The 16,582-nt window shown below is 39.3% G+C and carries 13 protein-coding genes; 6 read left to right on the top strand and 7 right to left on the bottom strand.

Annotated elements, in window-relative coordinates; all coding sequences use genetic code 11:
* Positions 1–699: 699 nt before the first annotated feature.
* Positions 700–1,383 (top strand): RadC family protein, encoded by a 684-nt coding sequence (gene radC / locus ACHFIY_RS04975; protein WP_410844964.1) that lies wholly within the window; start codon positions 700–702, stop codon positions 1,381–1,383.
* Between the two features lie 47 nt (positions 1,384–1,430).
* Here radC and ACHFIY_RS04970 read toward each other — a convergent pair whose 3' ends face one another.
* From ACHFIY_RS04970 to ACHFIY_RS04955, 4 genes are all read right to left on the bottom strand, one after another.
* Positions 1,431–1,742 carry a DUF3467 domain-containing protein gene (locus tag ACHFIY_RS04970; protein WP_410844963.1) on the bottom strand — a complete coding sequence of 104 codons (312 nt, stop codon included), beginning with the start codon at positions 1,740–1,742 and terminating at the stop codon, positions 1,431–1,433.
* Positions 1,743–1,893: 151 nt separating this feature from the next.
* Positions 1,894–2,841 carry a BT_3987 domain-containing protein gene (locus tag ACHFIY_RS04965; RefSeq protein WP_410844962.1) on the bottom strand — a complete coding sequence of 316 codons (948 nt, stop codon included), beginning with the start codon at positions 2,839–2,841 and terminating at the stop codon, positions 1,894–1,896.
* Positions 2,842–2,877: 36 nt separating this feature from the next.
* Complete coding sequence (locus tag ACHFIY_RS04960; protein ID WP_410844961.1) at positions 2,878–4,437, bottom strand: SusD/RagB family nutrient-binding outer membrane lipoprotein; 1,560 nt, start codon at positions 4,435–4,437, stop codon at positions 2,878–2,880.
* Between the two features lie 18 nt (positions 4,438–4,455).
* Positions 4,456–7,644 carry a SusC/RagA family TonB-linked outer membrane protein gene (locus ACHFIY_RS04955; protein ID WP_410844960.1) on the bottom strand — a complete coding sequence of 1,063 codons (3,189 nt, stop codon included), beginning with the start codon at positions 7,642–7,644 and terminating at the stop codon, positions 4,456–4,458.
* A 229-nt stretch (positions 7,645–7,873) separates the two neighbouring features.
* Between ACHFIY_RS04955 and ACHFIY_RS04950 the strand changes: the two genes are divergently transcribed.
* Both ACHFIY_RS04950 and ACHFIY_RS04945 read left to right on the top strand, forming a co-directional pair.
* Positions 7,874–8,752 (top strand): bifunctional 5,10-methylenetetrahydrofolate dehydrogenase/5,10-methenyltetrahydrofolate cyclohydrolase, encoded by an 879-nt coding sequence (locus tag ACHFIY_RS04950; RefSeq protein ID WP_410844959.1) that lies wholly within the window; start codon positions 7,874–7,876, stop codon positions 8,750–8,752.
* A gap of 196 nt (positions 8,753–8,948) precedes the next feature.
* Positions 8,949–9,566 (top strand): 7-carboxy-7-deazaguanine synthase QueE, encoded by a 618-nt coding sequence (locus ACHFIY_RS04945; RefSeq protein ID WP_410844958.1) that lies wholly within the window; start codon positions 8,949–8,951, stop codon positions 9,564–9,566.
* Between the two features lie 76 nt (positions 9,567–9,642).
* Here the strand turns inward: ACHFIY_RS04945 and tadA are convergent, their stop codons facing one another.
* The 3 genes from tadA to ACHFIY_RS04930 all read right to left on the bottom strand — a co-directional run bounded on the left by tadA (position 9,643) and on the right by ACHFIY_RS04930 (position 14,666).
* Positions 9,643–10,104, bottom strand: coding sequence for a tRNA adenosine(34) deaminase TadA (gene tadA, locus ACHFIY_RS04940; RefSeq protein ID WP_410844957.1), 462 nt, complete (start codon positions 10,102–10,104; stop codon positions 9,643–9,645).
* Positions 10,105–10,131: 27 nt separating this feature from the next.
* Positions 10,132–10,776, bottom strand: a complete 645-nt coding sequence (locus ACHFIY_RS04935) for a DUF502 domain-containing protein (protein ID WP_410844956.1) — start codon at positions 10,774–10,776, stop codon at positions 10,132–10,134.
* Between the two features lie 755 nt (positions 10,777–11,531).
* Entirely contained in the window at positions 11,532–14,666 is a 3,135-nt protein-coding gene (locus ACHFIY_RS04930) for an ATP-dependent helicase (protein WP_410844955.1), read from the bottom strand.
* 282 nt (positions 14,667–14,948) lie between these two features.
* On the opposite strand from ACHFIY_RS04930, the gene ACHFIY_RS04925 reads away from it, so the two are divergent.
* The 3 genes from ACHFIY_RS04925 to ACHFIY_RS04915 all read left to right on the top strand — a co-directional run bounded on the left by ACHFIY_RS04925 (position 14,949) and on the right by ACHFIY_RS04915 (position 16,508).
* Positions 14,949–15,095, top strand: coding sequence for a hypothetical protein (locus ACHFIY_RS04925; RefSeq protein WP_410844954.1), 147 nt, complete (start codon positions 14,949–14,951; stop codon positions 15,093–15,095).
* 37 nt (positions 15,096–15,132) lie between these two features.
* On the top strand, positions 15,133–15,522 hold the full coding sequence (locus tag ACHFIY_RS04920) for a DUF5053 domain-containing protein (protein WP_410844953.1): 390 nt from the start codon (positions 15,133–15,135) through the stop codon (positions 15,520–15,522).
* A 131-nt stretch (positions 15,523–15,653) separates the two neighbouring features.
* Complete coding sequence (locus ACHFIY_RS04915) at positions 15,654–16,508, top strand: polysaccharide deacetylase family protein (RefSeq protein ID WP_410844952.1); 855 nt, start codon at positions 15,654–15,656, stop codon at positions 16,506–16,508.
* Positions 16,509–16,582: the final 74 nt, after the last annotated feature.

The following is a 16,582-nucleotide window of genomic DNA, read 5'->3' as shown; positions in this document are numbered from 1 at the left end:
GCGAAGATAAATTACCAATTTTTAAAAACAGTTTTATTTGTAGTTTTATGTAAAATGGTTTCAAGAAAAAGGCAGGGCTGGCTTATTCTACTGGGTGCATAAAACTTTTGGCTTTATCCTGATATCCCCCAATCTATAAAAACCTTATCTTTGTGCTAGAAATGCACTTGATACAAACTACTTACAAAACTAGTGTCTTGGCATCCTAATCGTAGCTCTTTTTTTACTAATATTAATATAGTTGTAGTCCCAAAATTTGGCCTTGTTTTTATGGTTGTAAAATACCCAAAAATCACTTACAAATCACCCATAAATCACTCACAAATCACTCACAAATCACTCAAAAAATACGCACAAATCACTCACGAATCACTCACAAAAATTTGATGTTATTGTTGATAATCAATAACTTACAAGGGTGGTAACGATTTTTGAAAAACGAAACAGCGCAAAACTCCCACAAAAATGGCAAAACTGAAACTATTTTAATATAAAACTAGGAGATATTGATATTATTAAAAATATGCAAATATGGTTTCCTTGTGCTGTTCTTGATACCTTTTCCTTTAGGTAACTTGTCCAGGTATTTCGAGAGGGTGAGGTTAATCTAGATTGATTTTTTTTATAAAAAAGCGAAAAACTTTTATGCACCTTATTCTACTCATTACAATTTAAAATTGTCAATTATCAATTAAATTTATGCCGGGTATAAAAGATTGGGCGGAGGACGACCGCCCGAGGGAAAAATTAATTGCAAAAGGGGCTGATGCACTAAGCAACTCTGAGTTATTGGCCATTTTGATAAACAATGGCACAATAGATAGCAGTGCAGTGGACTTGGCAAAAGAATTATTAGCAAAGTGCAACAACGACTTAAAGCACCTCTCGTTACTTAGCTATAAAGAAATGGTACAATTGAAAGTGAAAGGATTGGGCGAGGCAAAAGCAATTTCCATAGCTGCTGCATTGGAGCTGGGCTTGCGCAGGAACGTAGCAGAAAACCAAGTTGACACGATAAAAAAAAGCAAGGACATAGCCTTGTTCATGCAGGCACAACTGGCTTATAAAAGCCATGAAGTGTTTGTGGTAATATACCTAAACACTGCATGTAAAATATTACACCATTGCATTATTAGCGAAGGTGGGATAAAAGGGATACATGTTGACACGAAAATTATCCTAAAGAAAGCCTTGGCATACAATGCCACACAACTCATCCTGTGCCATAACCACCCTAGCGGCGCTGTGAAACCAAGCCAACAAGACAAGGAGCTAACACAAAAAATACAGCAAGCGGCTATGCTACTGGACATACAAGTCATAGACCACATTATTGTAAGCAGTGAAACCTATTTTAGCTTTGCAGACAAAGGAATGATGTAATGGATAATTGATAGTTAAAAAAAATCGCATAAATAATTATCAATTATTTACGCTTGTGCAGTCGGCCCACCAAAGTGCATGGGTATTTCTACTTGTTCAAGGTCTTGTATATGCCCATTAGCTGCCTCGTAGCGTTCTATGTTTTCTATCAGGGCTTTCATAAAACGCTTTGCGTGCATAGGTGTGAAAATAATCCTGCTTTTTACCCTGCTTTTGGGAGTGCCTGGCATCACGTTCACAAAATCTAGCACAAACTCGGCATGGCTATGGGTAATAATAGCCAAGTTGGCATAACTACCTTCTGCTATCTCTTCTGAAATTTCTATGTTTAACTGGTTTTGTGCTTGCTGTTCTGCCATAAAATAATACTTGAAAATATATTCCACAAAAATAAAGTACGAATCTAACAATAACTCGCTGTGTTCCTAAAAAAGAAAATAAATAGCAAAGGCTTGTTTTTGAAAAACAAGCCTTTGCTATTTAAGAATAAAAAACTTTTAAATTAGAGTTTTAATTTTTACGTTTAATGATTTCCTCAGTTACCCTATAACCTGTACCGCCTTTATAGCCATAACGAACATAAAAAGTTTGGGTAGCAGGATCATAAGTATTATTACATAATGAAGAACCACTCCATGCTGGGGTATAACCTGGCGCAGTGGTTGGCAATCCTGAAGTGAACATATAATATGGAGCTCCTGCAGCACCGGTTTCGGCTACAATTGTTAAAGAATTATCCGGGTTAACAGTTACAGCTGCTAAATAGCCTGACCCACCTAAATCTCCTAAAGGCATTTCTACGGTAGTTGCATCTATTGTACCTAAATGTTTTACTTGCTTAATAGCCCTTGGTGAACTCGGATGATATAAATACCCTTTAGCATTATAGTCTGCATCATACTTATTCTTAATAAGAATTTCAACTACCCCAGTACTTAAATTTCCGCTCTTTTGATAAGCAGGTTTATCAATAGCAGTAATTGCAAATGGTATTGACAAGAATGTATCAAGAAAATATTTAATTGGCGTAAATTTAATTGACAAATATCCAGTCCTCGAACCCTTGGGGATTGTTACAATTCCACCAGGGTTTATTATTGTATACATACTTTTTGGCGCTAAATTCGTAACTAAGGTAGTATCTACATACTTCTGATAATTATACAGTACAGAATCTACTACCGATACTGTAACATTAATATCCTCTGTAGCTACACCCGCATTATTTAAGGTAACAGGAACCAATTGTACAGTGGTATCATAGTTTATTAAAGGAAAAGCTGGGCTATAAAAATTAGAATTATTTTGAGTTGTCAATCCAAGCTCAATAATATTTTTATCTCCAGTAGTCCTATCCGATTGAATTTGATAGTCCTTATAATCACTAGTATTCTTAAGGCAGCCACCTAAGATATTTGCCAAAAAAATACTAAATATAATTTTTGAAATTGTTTTCATATTAAATTAATTTAAACATTAAATATAAAGGTTGAATTAAGGTTGCCAAAAAAGTTTCTTCGAAAATGCATCGGAAAGGACTTCAAGAGGAACGCTTTTCGCATTTGCTGTATACTCCGTCTGAGGATACAATAGCCTAACTGGAAGAGAATTCGAAACCTTTGCAGGATTTATAGAAATATATCCTTTATCTGGTATCATATTTAGTCTTCTTAAATCGCTCCAAGCTTCCATAGGATCAGTCCCGCATAAAGCCATATACTTTTGATAGGCGATAAATTGTGCCTTAGATGAAAAATAAGCAGGTGGTGCATCATACTGTGCTATTGCAGATGTAGCTAAGTAATTTGAAGCAGAAGCCTTAGCTTTAGAAATACTTCCACCTACATGTAGCCATTCGAAAGATTCTGTAACAGCTGCCTCATAAGCCTTTTTAGCATCTCCGGGCATCCAACCTCGAGCTATTGCCTCTGCTTCTAAAAACATACTTTCAAAAGAAGTAATCATCCATTGATCTTGTCCTGGATCATAAATTAAGCCATCACCAAATTTAGAACTATGTGTGCCATCGGGATTTGAATTTGGGTCATTAGGGCTAAAAACAGGGCCACCTAAAACACATCCTACTACACTTGTTCCAATGGGTGAATAAAAACTCGAAACCCTATCATCACCATTATTACTCAGCAAATCAACAAAATAACTATTGGCACGCGCAGAAGTATTGGCATCAGCCCCCTTTACATCATATCCATAAGAACCATAGAATGGAGATTGCTTATTTACAGAGTTTGTATATCCTGGATTTGAACTAATGGTTTCGCCTGCATGTAAAACACCACCGTGAGCTATAATTTTAGCTATTTCAGTAGTTGGATTAAACCCAGCTACTTCAGATTGGCGGATAAGCATTCTCAATTTTATTGTATTTGCATATTTTATCCATTTACCAAAATCACCTGGTAAAGTACTGTCACCTTTCTTCACTATATCAACACCAGTGAATAAATTGCTGGCTGGTATTCCCCTTGCACTTGCAGAAGACATATAATTGATGGCAGAATCTAACTGCTTTTGTAATGATATATAAATGTTCTGGGCTTTATCATAAGCAGGAGCAGGATACTTCACATTATCAAACGCTTGAGAATAAGGCACATCACCAAAAGCGTCTACCAAATTTTGGAAAATTTGAACAGACATAATCATAGCAGCACTAGCTATACCAGAATCACCAACAGCATACGCTTTCACTTTTGTTTGATGCAAATCGAATAACGCACCGTAGTCATTAGCCCACAAATTATTATTATATGAATAACTTGTATTGTATGTAGTAATAGTTTGATCTGGTACAAAGTTTCCAGATTGTGCTTCATAACCCATCCATTGTTGTAAGAAATCTAAATTGCCAAACTGCCTTGTACCAACTTGGTTCACTGCCGAAGGGAATATTAGATAAGGCGTTACAGTCTTATCTGTTACGTTGTTAGGATCTTCGTTCACATTCAAAAAAGTATCCTTTTTGCAACTCGAGAAAAGAATTACACCAAGTAAAATCGTTGCGCCTAAAGGCTTTTTAAATATATTTCTCATTTTAATATTTTTTTTAGTTTAGAATTGAACGGCTATAGTACCACCAAAAAACCTTGAAGAAGGAGATTGGAATGAACTACTAATGCCATAAGTGTTACCAGTACTAGTATAGTTAAACTCGGGATCACCCCACTGATTAGATTTAGGAACAAGTAATAATAAATTTCTGCCAACTGCACTTACCGTTAATTTCCTAATTACCTTTCCGTTTCCTAACCAGCGTGTTGGTAAAGAATAAGAAATGTTCAATTCCCTTAATCTCCAAGCAGCAGCACTTGAGAAATAATTGGTAGCAATACCTAAATTGTAGGTATTACTAGTCCAAAAACCATAATTACCATCTGCAACCTGTATGTTAGTATTGTTTACAAATTTCCCTTTGTCATCTTTATAAACGGAGTTAGGAAATACAAACCTTTGACGGCCATATTCTGCACTACGTGCAGAAATACCTGAATTATCTGCATTTCCACCTTCACCTGCATAAAAATCATGACCACCTTTAAAATCCCAAGTCATGCTGATGGTTAAATCACCCGTTGTAAAAGTAGGCGTGAAACCAAGAATCCATGTTGGTAAAGACCTTCCTTTTGTAACCAAGCCAGCGGCAACTGAAGGATAACCCGTTTTTGAATCTACAATAACTTTTCCAGTTGCTGAATCACGTTCGTAATCGGTTAATTGGAATGCAAATGCAGGAAGCCCTACTACAGCAACATTGTTGGCTGTTGCACTTCCCCTTAACTGAGAAATAAATCCAGAATTACCTCCAATAACAACAGGTGCATTATCAAATGTTTTTGTTACCTTATTATTATTATAGGTAGCATTTACCTTAAAGTCTAAATAAGTCTTTTTGCCAAGGTTTACTAAAGGCGTTAATCCTAAATCTAATTCAACACCATAATTATTAAAATCAGCAGCATTTTTTAGTGCATTGCTATACCCTGTAGCTGCAGATTGGGTTACATTTAATATTTGATTGGTATTGTTTTGATAGAAATAAGTTCCTTCCAAGTTAATCCTGTTTTTCAATAAGCCAATTTCAATACCAACTTCTTTAGTAACATTAAACTCTGGTTTTAAATCTGTAGCAGGAATAGTATTATTAGCAGAGAACCCTACTACATTGCCATAAGGAAAGCCCGCTGGTTGAGAATATGTTGCCTGCAATTGATATGCAGCCAAATTAACGTTACCTGATTTAGCTACCCCACCACGCAATTTCAAATAAGAAATAAGGGTACTAGATTTTAACCCTTCAATAGCATCGGAAAGAATCAATGAAGCACTTACCCCAGGATAAAAGAATGATTGATTTTCTTTCAACAATTTACTGTCCCAATCATTCCGGCCAGTAAACTCTATATTAGCCCATCCTTTGTAACCAACACCTACGCTACCATAAAAAGATAAAAGACGGCTAGTAATATCAAAGTTGCCAAAAGGATAAGAAGGAACAGTAGCATCGCCACTACGCACTGAAACATTAAACAAATTTGGCACCACTAAGTTGGCTCCACCTACGCTAACGTCTTTAGCTTTATCCTGACGAATAGTACCGCCTGCCAAGTATTTAACTTTAAAATCCTTTCCTACTTCTTTATCACCACTTAAATAGTAGTCAAAATTTATTCTTGACCCAGTTGATTGTGAAGAAGAAATAGCGCCCGGCCTATTTGTATAGGTTGTGTTGTCCCTATTGGCATGTGCCCAGTCTGTAACTTCAACTGGTCCAATAGTACTTGAATTGTTTTGGAAACCAACTGTTGTACTAACCTTAGCCGTAGCTTTTAACCATGAAGCCAATTGATAGTTAAGGTTTATATTACCTTGTATGTAATTTTGCTGACCTTTATTCCTCAAATTATCAATTTCCCAATATGGATTCACACCAAATTCGTTATAATAATTAGAGAATTGAGCAAATTTATCATTGCGCCAATCTTTGTAACTTAACAAAGGAATATTATTGGCAGTCTGCAATATCTGATCTAAAATACCACCATTAAAAGCTGTGCCTGCAAGCAAGTTGGATGATCCTACATCGTTAAACACATTGTAGTTTTGCAATACATAGTTAAGTCCATAATCAGCAGAAAAATTATTGTATTTTTTAGCTCCATTAAACCTAAGACTAGTCCTTCTGTTTTGGTCATTAGGTGTCATACCATGAATATTGGCATCTTGTATGCCTAGATAAAAATCCTCTCCAGAAAAACTCAAAGAATTCTGCAAAGTATACCCTGTATTAAAGAACTTAACCTTATCTTTATAATGTGCATTTGAATAAACACCTCTTTGAATAGACCCATCCTCCAAAGTAACACCTATATCTTTAATAGTACCATCGAAAGCAGGCCCAAATTGTTGGTTTTCATAAGGTACATAACCTAAGTTACCGTATTGGTCTAATACTTCACCAGCACCACCGCCAAATTGTTTTTGCAGCTTAGGAAAGTATGCAACCCTATCAAACTGATATGTAGTGCTAAATGTAACAGATGGCCTTTTATTACCTTTTTTCGTAGTTACCACAATTACACCATTCACGCCATCTGGTCCATAAAGGGATGCAGAAACGGCACTTTTCAAAATGGTAATATCTTGAATATCGTCTGGAGGAATAGAAGAAAGGAATGATAATGGGGTCGGTGCACCATCAATAACCAAAAGCGGCTGGTTATTACCTGTTAACGACCTAATACCCCTGATATTAATTTTAGCATCTTCAAAAACACCACTATTAGTGGTAGAAATATTTACACCAGAAACTTTACCATTCAAAGCCTGTGCTACTCCCACAGCCTTACCTTGTGTCAAGGTTTTGTTACTTAATACTGTTGCTGCACCACCAAACTCTTTTGGGTTTTTCCTAACACCTAGTGCAGTAGTTACAATTACTTCAGACAAATCGCCTGATGCTTTTGAAAGAACAATCATCGGCATTCCTTGGCCAATTGAATAATCTTTGGCCTCAAACCCAACAGAAGTAACTGTAATTTTACTGCCACTTTGCGCACTAATTGTAAAAAAGCCTTCAGCGTCTGTTACCTGCGTCCCCTTTGCTCCTTTTACTTTAACTGTTGCGAATGGTACAGGATCACCTTTTTCATCGGTAACCTTCCCCTTAATGGGCTTCGTTTGGGCAATAGCTGCGGTGCATAAACCTACAGCCACCACCAGAAATAGTAGGATTCTCTTCATGTTCAAATTGTTTTAGAGTAGCAAGATAGGTAATCATGTTATAACGTTAATAAAACACTAAGAAAATGTTACCATTTTAAAGCGAAATTTAACATTTATGGCAATTTTTTACCTATTTTTTACCAGTTTCGCTAATTTTAGTTAAATTATTGTTTCTTTTTATAATTTAAAAATAATGTCGTTTTTATCGTTTTACGAAGGTTAGAAGCAAAACTTTACCTTTGTCCCCATGATATTATTAGATGGCCGCATTGCGTCAGCTGCTGTAAAAGCAACCATACAAGAACAGACAGCCCTTTTAGTAAAAAACGGCAAACGCAGGCCGCACTTGGCCGCAATTTTGGTGGGCCACAACGGTGCTAGCGAAACATACGTGGCCAGCAAAGTGAAAAATTGCGAGGAGGTTGGGTTTTTATCTACCCTGATACGCTTTGAAAACGATATTGCCGAAAAAACATTGCTTGAAAAAATTGAAGAACTAAACAATGATGCTTTGATAGATGGCATATTGGTGCAGTTGCCCCTGCCCAAGCATATCAGAGAGGCAAAAGTGATAGAAACTATCAGCCCTGCCAAGGATGTAGACGGCTTCCATCCCATCAATGCGGGCAAGCTGGTACAGGGGCTTCCTTCCTTTATACCTGCCACGCCTTATGGCATCATGCTGATGCTGGAGCACTATAATATATATACTAAAGGCAAACATGCCGTGGTGATAGGCCGCAGCAATATTGTGGGCAGACCCATGAGCATTTTATTGAGCAGCAACCTGCCTTATGGCAACTGTACCGTAACTTTATGCCATTCTCATACACCTAACCTTGCAGAAATTTGCAGGCAGGCTGATATTATTGTAGCTGCGCTAGGCAGACCTGGCTTTGTAAAAGCCGATATGGTAAAACCCGAGGCAGTGGTAATAGACGTTGGCATTACCCGGGTAGATGACCCAACAGCCAAAAAAGGCTTTAGGATAAAAGGCGATGTTGCTTTTGACGAGGTTGCCTCAATTGCATCTGCTATCACGCCTGTGCCGGGTGGGGTTGGGTTGATGACGATAGCTGGGTTGCTGAAAAATACGATGCAGGCATACATAAGTAGTAAGTGGTAAGTCATAAGTCGCAAGGAAGTTTTACGTTTTACGTTATAAGTTTACCTTTTGCTTAATAAGTAGTTTTGTTTTTTTTGGTGGTTTTTATTTTTAGCCATAGCATTTAATACATTATTCTAATAATAAAATAATTAATACAATCATTAATAATATAAATAGCATACCAACACCGTCTCCCTCCCATACCCTTCCTGTGATGGAAAGTTTTTATACCATCCAAGGCGAGGGCTATTATCAAGGCCGTGCGGCTTATTTCATCAGGCTTGGCGGCTGCGACGTGGGCTGCGTTTGGTGCGACGTGAAGGATAGCTGGGACGCAAGCAAGCACCCACAACTTTCAATAGATGCAATAGTTGATTTGGCGGTTGACGGTTCACTGTCAACGGTCAACGGTGAACGGTCAACGGTTAACCGCGTTCTTGCCGTGGTAACAGGGGGCGAGCCTTTGCTACACAACCTTGATTTGCTTACTAAAGTACTTCATGCCAAAGGTTTTGCCACGAATATTGAAACTTCTGGATCTTCACCATTGAGTGGGGATTGGGACTGGGTTTGCCTGTCGCCAAAGAAGTTCAAAGCCCCATTGCCCGAAGTGGTGCCATTTGCGAATGAATTGAAAGTAGTTGTTTTTAACAAGCACGATTTTGAATGGGCAGAAACATACGCTGGACAGGTTTCGCCAACCTGCAAACTATACCTGCAACCCGAATGGGACAAAGCAGCGTTGGTTACGCCTTTGATTATGGACTATATTAAAACCAACCCCAAATGGGAACTGAGTTTGCAGTTGCATAAGTATATAAACGTACCTTAGTAATGAGTTATGAGTTATTATTGAAGCGGATTTTTATTATTGCAACATAAAGCAATTAATAACTTATAATCCATAACTACCGCCTCGCTTTAAAAAAATCTTTTATCAGCCTAGCGCATTCACCAGCCAAGATGCCTGTAACAATTTCAGTTTTGGGGTGCAAGGGAGGCGTGGTAGTAAAATGCCTGTATCCATTTTTTTCGTCGCTGGCACCATACACTATTCGGCCAATTTTGCCCCAGTACATGGCACCGCAGCACATAAGGCAAGGCTCTACTGTAACATACAGCGTGGCATCGGGCAGGTATTTGCTGCCAAGTGCCTGATAAGCGGTGGTAAGTGCTAGTATCTCCGCATGTGCCGTGCTGTCGTTCAGCAGTTCTACTTGGTTGTGACCACGGGCTATGATGCGGTTGTTCAGCACCACTAGTGCACCCACAGGCACTTCGTCCCTGTTAAATGCCTCTTGTGCTTCCCGCAATGCCTGCCGCATGAAATACTCGTGCGAAAACATAACTGTACTTTCATCGTATTGCATTGGTCAAAAGTAAGGATAACTACCATCCTAAACATGGGTTACCCCCCCGCTGATAGCAAATTTCATGGAATCGGCGGCACTAATTTTATTCAGCGGTTTTACTTTGTCGGTAGGCACTAAAAATACATTGCCACTAATGGCGTAAGAATTGGGTATATATACTGCTACATGGCCGTCCATGTCGAAATTTTCTAGCAATTCCTGTGTCAAAAAGCCAATGCGCCATACATCCCCACCGTCAATATTGGCAAGCACCGGCTTGTCAAATTTCTTTTTGTTGCCCGCAAAAGCCTCCATCATGTCTTTTACAGAGGAATAAATAAATTTTACCCCAGGCGTTTTTTGCAATACCCTGTTTAAGAAGCTCACGGTCTTGCCAAAGAAAAAGTAAGATGAAAAAGAACCTATCAGCACCACAAAAGTAACAACCATGCAAAACCCCAGGCCTGGTATTTTTTCCAAGTTGCCTTCTGCATCTTTTGGCACAATGCCAGGCACCATGGCATGTAAAATATTGGGCAATATATTGTCCACCGTATTGAACAAAAAGAAAACAGCCCAGATGGTGATGCCAATAGGGGCCAGCACAATAATGCCCTGAAAAAAATTCTGGAGCAGGCGAGCCAATATTTGCTCTACAGTTGCCCGGCGGCGTTCTTTGTCAAATTGCATATACAGGCTTTTGGTGTAAAGTAAGCAGATTTTGGCCAGTAAAGAAAAAGTGAGCTATTTTTTTGTTACTATTTGGGTCTTTTTTCGCAATATAGGCATATAGCCACATAGTTTTAAGCAAAGAAAACAGGGGAAATTGAAGAGTTAAGCGAAGATTTGAAATGGGTTATTTTTCTTCTTTTTCCGTTATTTATTTTTTTTGCTACTTCCATTTTTTTCAATAACTCATTGATATTCAGTTGTTTATATTTTTTTAGCCTCATTTTTTATGATAATTTAAGTGAATTTTATGATACTCTATTGATAATGGAATGATAGTTTCATTATAAGAAAATGATAGTTTATTGATAAGAACCTGATAAGATTTTGATGGTGGATTATCATTTTCCTAAGCCAGCTACCATCCGATGCGGGAGGCAAGTCCAAGATGCCCTTAGTTGCTCCTTTAATGCAAAGTTGGCATATATAGTTATATAGCCCAAAATAAAAATCCTATATGGGGGAAATATTCCCCCATGGGTAACCAAAATTTCCCCCATATAGGATTCTTTTTAAACCATAAACACCAAGATGGTTACTTATATAAATAAAGTTAAAATTTACCCTGTTTCTGACAAATAGAAAACAACAAAAAACGAAATTTTGAAATGCACCCTTCCTGTTTTTTTCCTTTTTAAATTAAGCTATGTGCCTATGTGGTTATTTTTTGGCAAATGTGGGAAACCTGCATAAGGTTAGTGATTCATTTGAATTCCTTATCCCTCCTCCTCTATCTCATGCAAGGCAATAGCCAAACTATTGTTCTTTACAAAATTGCACCAGTGGCAGTCTGGCTTGCCGCAGCCCGTGTAAAAATCCCGGTTTTGAATTTTTTCCCAAACCGTTGTTATCTGTTGTGTTACGGTGGTAATATCTTCCGGCGTAACCACAACCTTGCTTTTCTGGTAATTTTTCTTTTTGTCGGGTTCTATAAAGTCAAATTCAACGGCTGTTACCTTCCAGTCTTTCAAGTCATAATTATCTAGTAGCAGCTTGTAAAATACGGCTTGCCGCCAGTAGTCGCCGCCGTTGGGTTCTTTGTCAAGGGGGGGCAGCAGCTTTGCTTTTGCCTTGTCAACATCGCCAGACTTATAGTCCACCACGGTTACTTCTTTACCATTAAATTCCAGTTTGTCCAGCTTCCCTTTCAGGGGGATACCTTTTACCAGCACATTGCGTATCATCCGCTCCACGCTTACCACTTTGGGGAAACGGTTGATGTAGGTATCGTAATAGTTGCCCAGTACTTCATAGCCATATTCCATCCTTCGGTCGTATTGCTCCTTGGTAAAAAACTCCCTGTGGCGGTGCATGTACCAGCTAAAATCCCTTACAAAAACATCTTTTATGGGGAATGTATCGTTGTTGTTTTGCATTTTTTTGAACAACTGCTCCAGTGCAAAGTGTATGGCACTGCCAAACTCCGTGGCTTCGTTTTTGGAAGAAGGAATGCGGATAAGGTTGTTATAATAAAATTTCAGTGGGCAGTTTAGGTAATTGCTCAATGCCGTTACGTTCATGGCAAAGCCATCCAAAAGCCGGGTAATGAAATCTGCCTCTGGTTGGCCTATTTCCGGTGCTAATATTTTGTCGAACACAAGGGCGTTGAATTCAAATACAACAGCCTCGCCTAGTGCAACTGTTTCCGCCTGCAATGGGTGTTCCTCCTGTATTTCTGCAATAAACATAGATGGCTCCAAGGCTTTGCCATCCATTTTGTATTTGCTGTATGAAATGGCTAATTGTTTTTCAGCACGGGTAAGTGCTACATAAAACAACCGCCTTAGCTCCTCATTGTCCTTGTCTTTTGGCTGTGAGGAAAACATGGTGTCGGGCAGGCTGTAGCCGCCGCCGGGCTTACGTTTCTTTTCCCAGTTGCTGGCGTTTGCACCTGCAAAAAATACATATTCAAATTCCAGCCCCTTGCTGCCATGGGCAGTGAGCAGGTTAATGCCTTTGTCGCTGCCGCTTACCTGTACTATGGGGAGGGCAATTTGCTCCTTGTCCATCAATTCCAGCACTTTTATCATTTCCTTCAGGGAAATAAAGGGGTTGCGGCGGGTTTCTTCCTTTATAAAATCGAAGAAGGCGGTTACTATCTGCAGCAGCCATATTTTATCTTCATGTTCCATGATATAAGGCAATACCCCTGCATCTTTTACCAGTTTGCCTACCAATTGCTGCAACGTCATGTTGGGTACATCGCTTATCAGTTGTTCTATCAAGTTGCTGGCTGCAACCAAGCTAGGGTGTATGGAAAAGCTGAATAGATCTTTCATGGGCTGTGCCTTTTTCTCGGCAATAATGCCCCGAAGCGATGTTTTGTTGGCCCCCCAAAGCCTACCGCTTACTTCTACCGACAGCTTGGCAATATCTATGGCTGGTATATGCAGCCAATCGAAATGCAGTATCTCAAAAAGCATCTCGTCCCCGCCATAGGGCGCATCATGCTCTGCGGCCAAATAACGAAGCAGCAGTATTATTTTCTGTGCAAAAGGTATGGCAAGCAGGTTTTGGCTACGCTTGCTGTAAAAAGGGATATTTTTCAGCTTGAAATAAGTAGCCAATTCCTCCCCATACTTGTTTTCTTTGTATATAACGCCTATTTTCCCGGGCAACACACCTTCATGCAGTAGTTTTTCTACCTGCAAGGTTATGTCTATCATTTCATGCCGCTGGGTATCGTATTCTTTTAGCAAAGGCAAATGGGTAATGCCTGTATACTTGGCATTGGCCGCTTTTAAATCTTTGCTTAGGCCAGGCACTTGGTTCACTAGCCGCTCATAGTTGCGCTCTATCAGTGTTTTGCTAATGTTCAGGATAGGCTGTGTGCTGCGGTAGTTGCTGGTAAGCACTACTTTCAGCAGGTCTTTTTCATACTGCTGGGCAAAAGCAAGCATGTTCTCCACGTTTGCCCCTTGGAAACGGTAAATGCTCTGGTCGTCATCGCCCACCACAAACACATTTGGCACATCCCAATAACCCATTAGCAAGGCCACTATTTTGTTTTGCGTGCCGCTCGTGTCTTGGTATTCATCCACCAGCAGGTATTGGAACTGTTCTTGGTAATTCATCAGCAAGAAAGGGTTTTCCTCAAATGCCTTTATTACCCAGTTGATCATATCGTCAAAATCGTAGCGGTTGCGCTGCCGCATTAGCTCCTGGAAATTGGCAAATTCGTTCACGGCAGCCCTTAGCTTGCCCATTTTCTCGTTTTCCTCGTCTATCTTGTTTTGCTTTAGGTCGCCCGCTTTAAACTGCTTGTAGGCTTTCTTGTAAACAAATTCGTCCCGTGTTTTTATATCGGCCAAGTATTCGTCTATGCATGCATTGATATATCCTGCCGTCCAGCCCTCTTTTTTCATGGTGCTGAACAGGCTTTTCAGGTTGTTTATTTCAAAATACACATCGCCACGGTAGCGTTTCAGGGGGTTGTCTTTCTCAAAACCATTAATCAAATCGGTAAACAGCTCAATGCTTTCCAGTTCGGAAATGGCATCGAGGGCAGTTTTTTCAAACAAGGCAAGGTTGTCCTGTATCACATCGTTGCAAAAAGCATGGAACGTGTAGATGTTTACTTTGTAGGCATCGGCCCCTATAAATTGCAGCAGGCGCTTGCGCATGGCCACAACGCCCGCATCGGTGTAGGTAAGGCAAAGTATGTTCTCGGGCTGCGCATCTGTATCATTCAATATTTTGCCTATCCGTGCGCTTAAAATCTGGGTTTTGCCTGTGCCGGGCCCGGCAATTACCATCACAGGGCCCTCGGTAGTGTCCACGGCAAGGCGTTGTTCGGGGTTAAGGGTATTGTATGCTGCGGTAAATTTTTCTTGTTGTTGCTGCTTGGTCATGAATTATGATTGGAATGATGGGATGTGAAAGTAAGGAATTGGTTTTACACTAGTCGCTTCTTGAACAAATAACCATCACTTGCTGCCTTTAGCGGGATTACGAAAACCCTTTTATCTGTATAGGCGACACTCCCTATATAACATGTGGGTCAACAGGCTACCACTAACCGATTATTTGAGGCAAACATTTGCCAAAAGGAATTAAAAAGCTTAAAAAAGTGGAGTACTAGTCTTGTCAATAACAAATTTGTTATTATTTTTGAAGTGCTAAAAAATTAGAAGATGGATGCAAAAGAAATTATCACCAAAAAAGCAACTAGAAAAAGATTTGCTTTTTTACCTGAGGTACTAAAAAAAGTGCCACCGAAAATGCAAGCCGAGTTTAACTACCAAATTCAACAGATTATTGAAAAGCTAAAAGAATTGTAAACAAAAGCCCTCGAGAGTGCGGGATAAAAAACTTTTTATGGATAAAAAAATTATAGAACTAAAAGAGAAGTTTAGGTATGCCAACAAAAAGCAGTTGGCGGAAATAGACAAAGAAATAGATGAGCTGGCAGCAAAACAACCTACCGCATTTTCTAAAGCAATGATTAAAGCATCAAAGGAAACTGTAGAAGAAATTAATGCGTTGCTATTGAAAGAGAAATTGAAAAATGTATTGCCAGCATTGTCTGTGTCGTACTTTGCAAAAACCTATTTTAAAAAAACGCCACAATGGTTTTACCAACGCCTTAATGGCAATACCGTGAATGGCAAAAATGCTAAGTTCACCCAGGAAGAATTAAAAACACTGTCCCTTGCTTTATCCGATGTTGGCAAGCGCATAAACGAATCTGCATCTTTTATTTTTTGAGTCAATAGCAAAGTACATTTTAAAGTTGCACTATTTAGGTTAGCCAAGAACTGCTTTAATTTGGAATTGAAATATTCAGCATCTCTATTCCTCATTACTCTAACTATCTTCGCATTAAATTTTTAGTTTAGATGAACTTTAGAAGAAGGCAACATACAATGAACATTTGGTTGATTGTATTGATGGTGGCAAGCTGCAACGGCAATGTGAAACCCAATAAAAAAACTGGCACTACAGGGAATACCGCCAAGGAAAAAGAAGCGATAATGCCTGCCGAGCCTATCGACAAATTTGAATGGAAGCCAATAACGTACGACAGTACTAAGCAATACATCTACCTTACCTTTGACGATGGCCCACAAAACGGCACTGTTGCCTGTTTTGAACTGTGCAAAAAACTGCATGTAAAAGCTACATTTTTTATGGTGGGCGAGCATGTGAAAAGTTCCAACTTAAAGCAAATAGTACACAATATAAAAGAAGCCTACCCAGAAATTTTATTGGCCAACCATAGCACCACGCACGCAAGCGGCCACTATAAATATTTTTACCACCACCCTGAGATGGCGTTGGAAGATTTTTACAAGGCACAGGAAACCTTATCCGTGCCATTTAAAATAATCCGTTTGCCTGGCAACAGCGCATGGGTAGCCGATGGCAAAATAAAAGCTTCTGGCCTTGTAAGGCCTGTTTGTGGCAAACTGGACAGCAGTGGCTACAAAGTGGCTGGATGGGACGTGGAATGGAGCTTTAACCATAAAACAGAAAACCCTGTGGAAACACCCCAAAAAATAGCAAGCCAGGTGGACAGTGCATTGGCAAGGGGGCACGTACACAATCAAAACCATGTGGTTATATTATCACACGACCGCATGTTTAGGAAGCCCAACTATACCGACAGCCTAGAAAAATTCATTACGTTGTTGCAGCAAAACCCCCGTTTTGTATTTGAAACCATAGACCATTATCCTAATATACATCCGTAAAGAACTGGTAAAAAAGAAAATTTAACCACAAGGTTCACAAAGCATTTACACAAAGCACACAATGGAATTCACTA

It is taken from the genome of Parasediminibacterium schistidii (assembly GCF_046546515.1).
In the GTDB taxonomy this organism is placed as follows: Bacteria; Bacteroidota; Bacteroidia; order Chitinophagales; family Chitinophagaceae; genus Parasediminibacterium.
The sequence above is the reverse complement of the archived record's forward strand: the minus strand, read 5'-3'. Positions and strand labels throughout refer to the sequence as shown.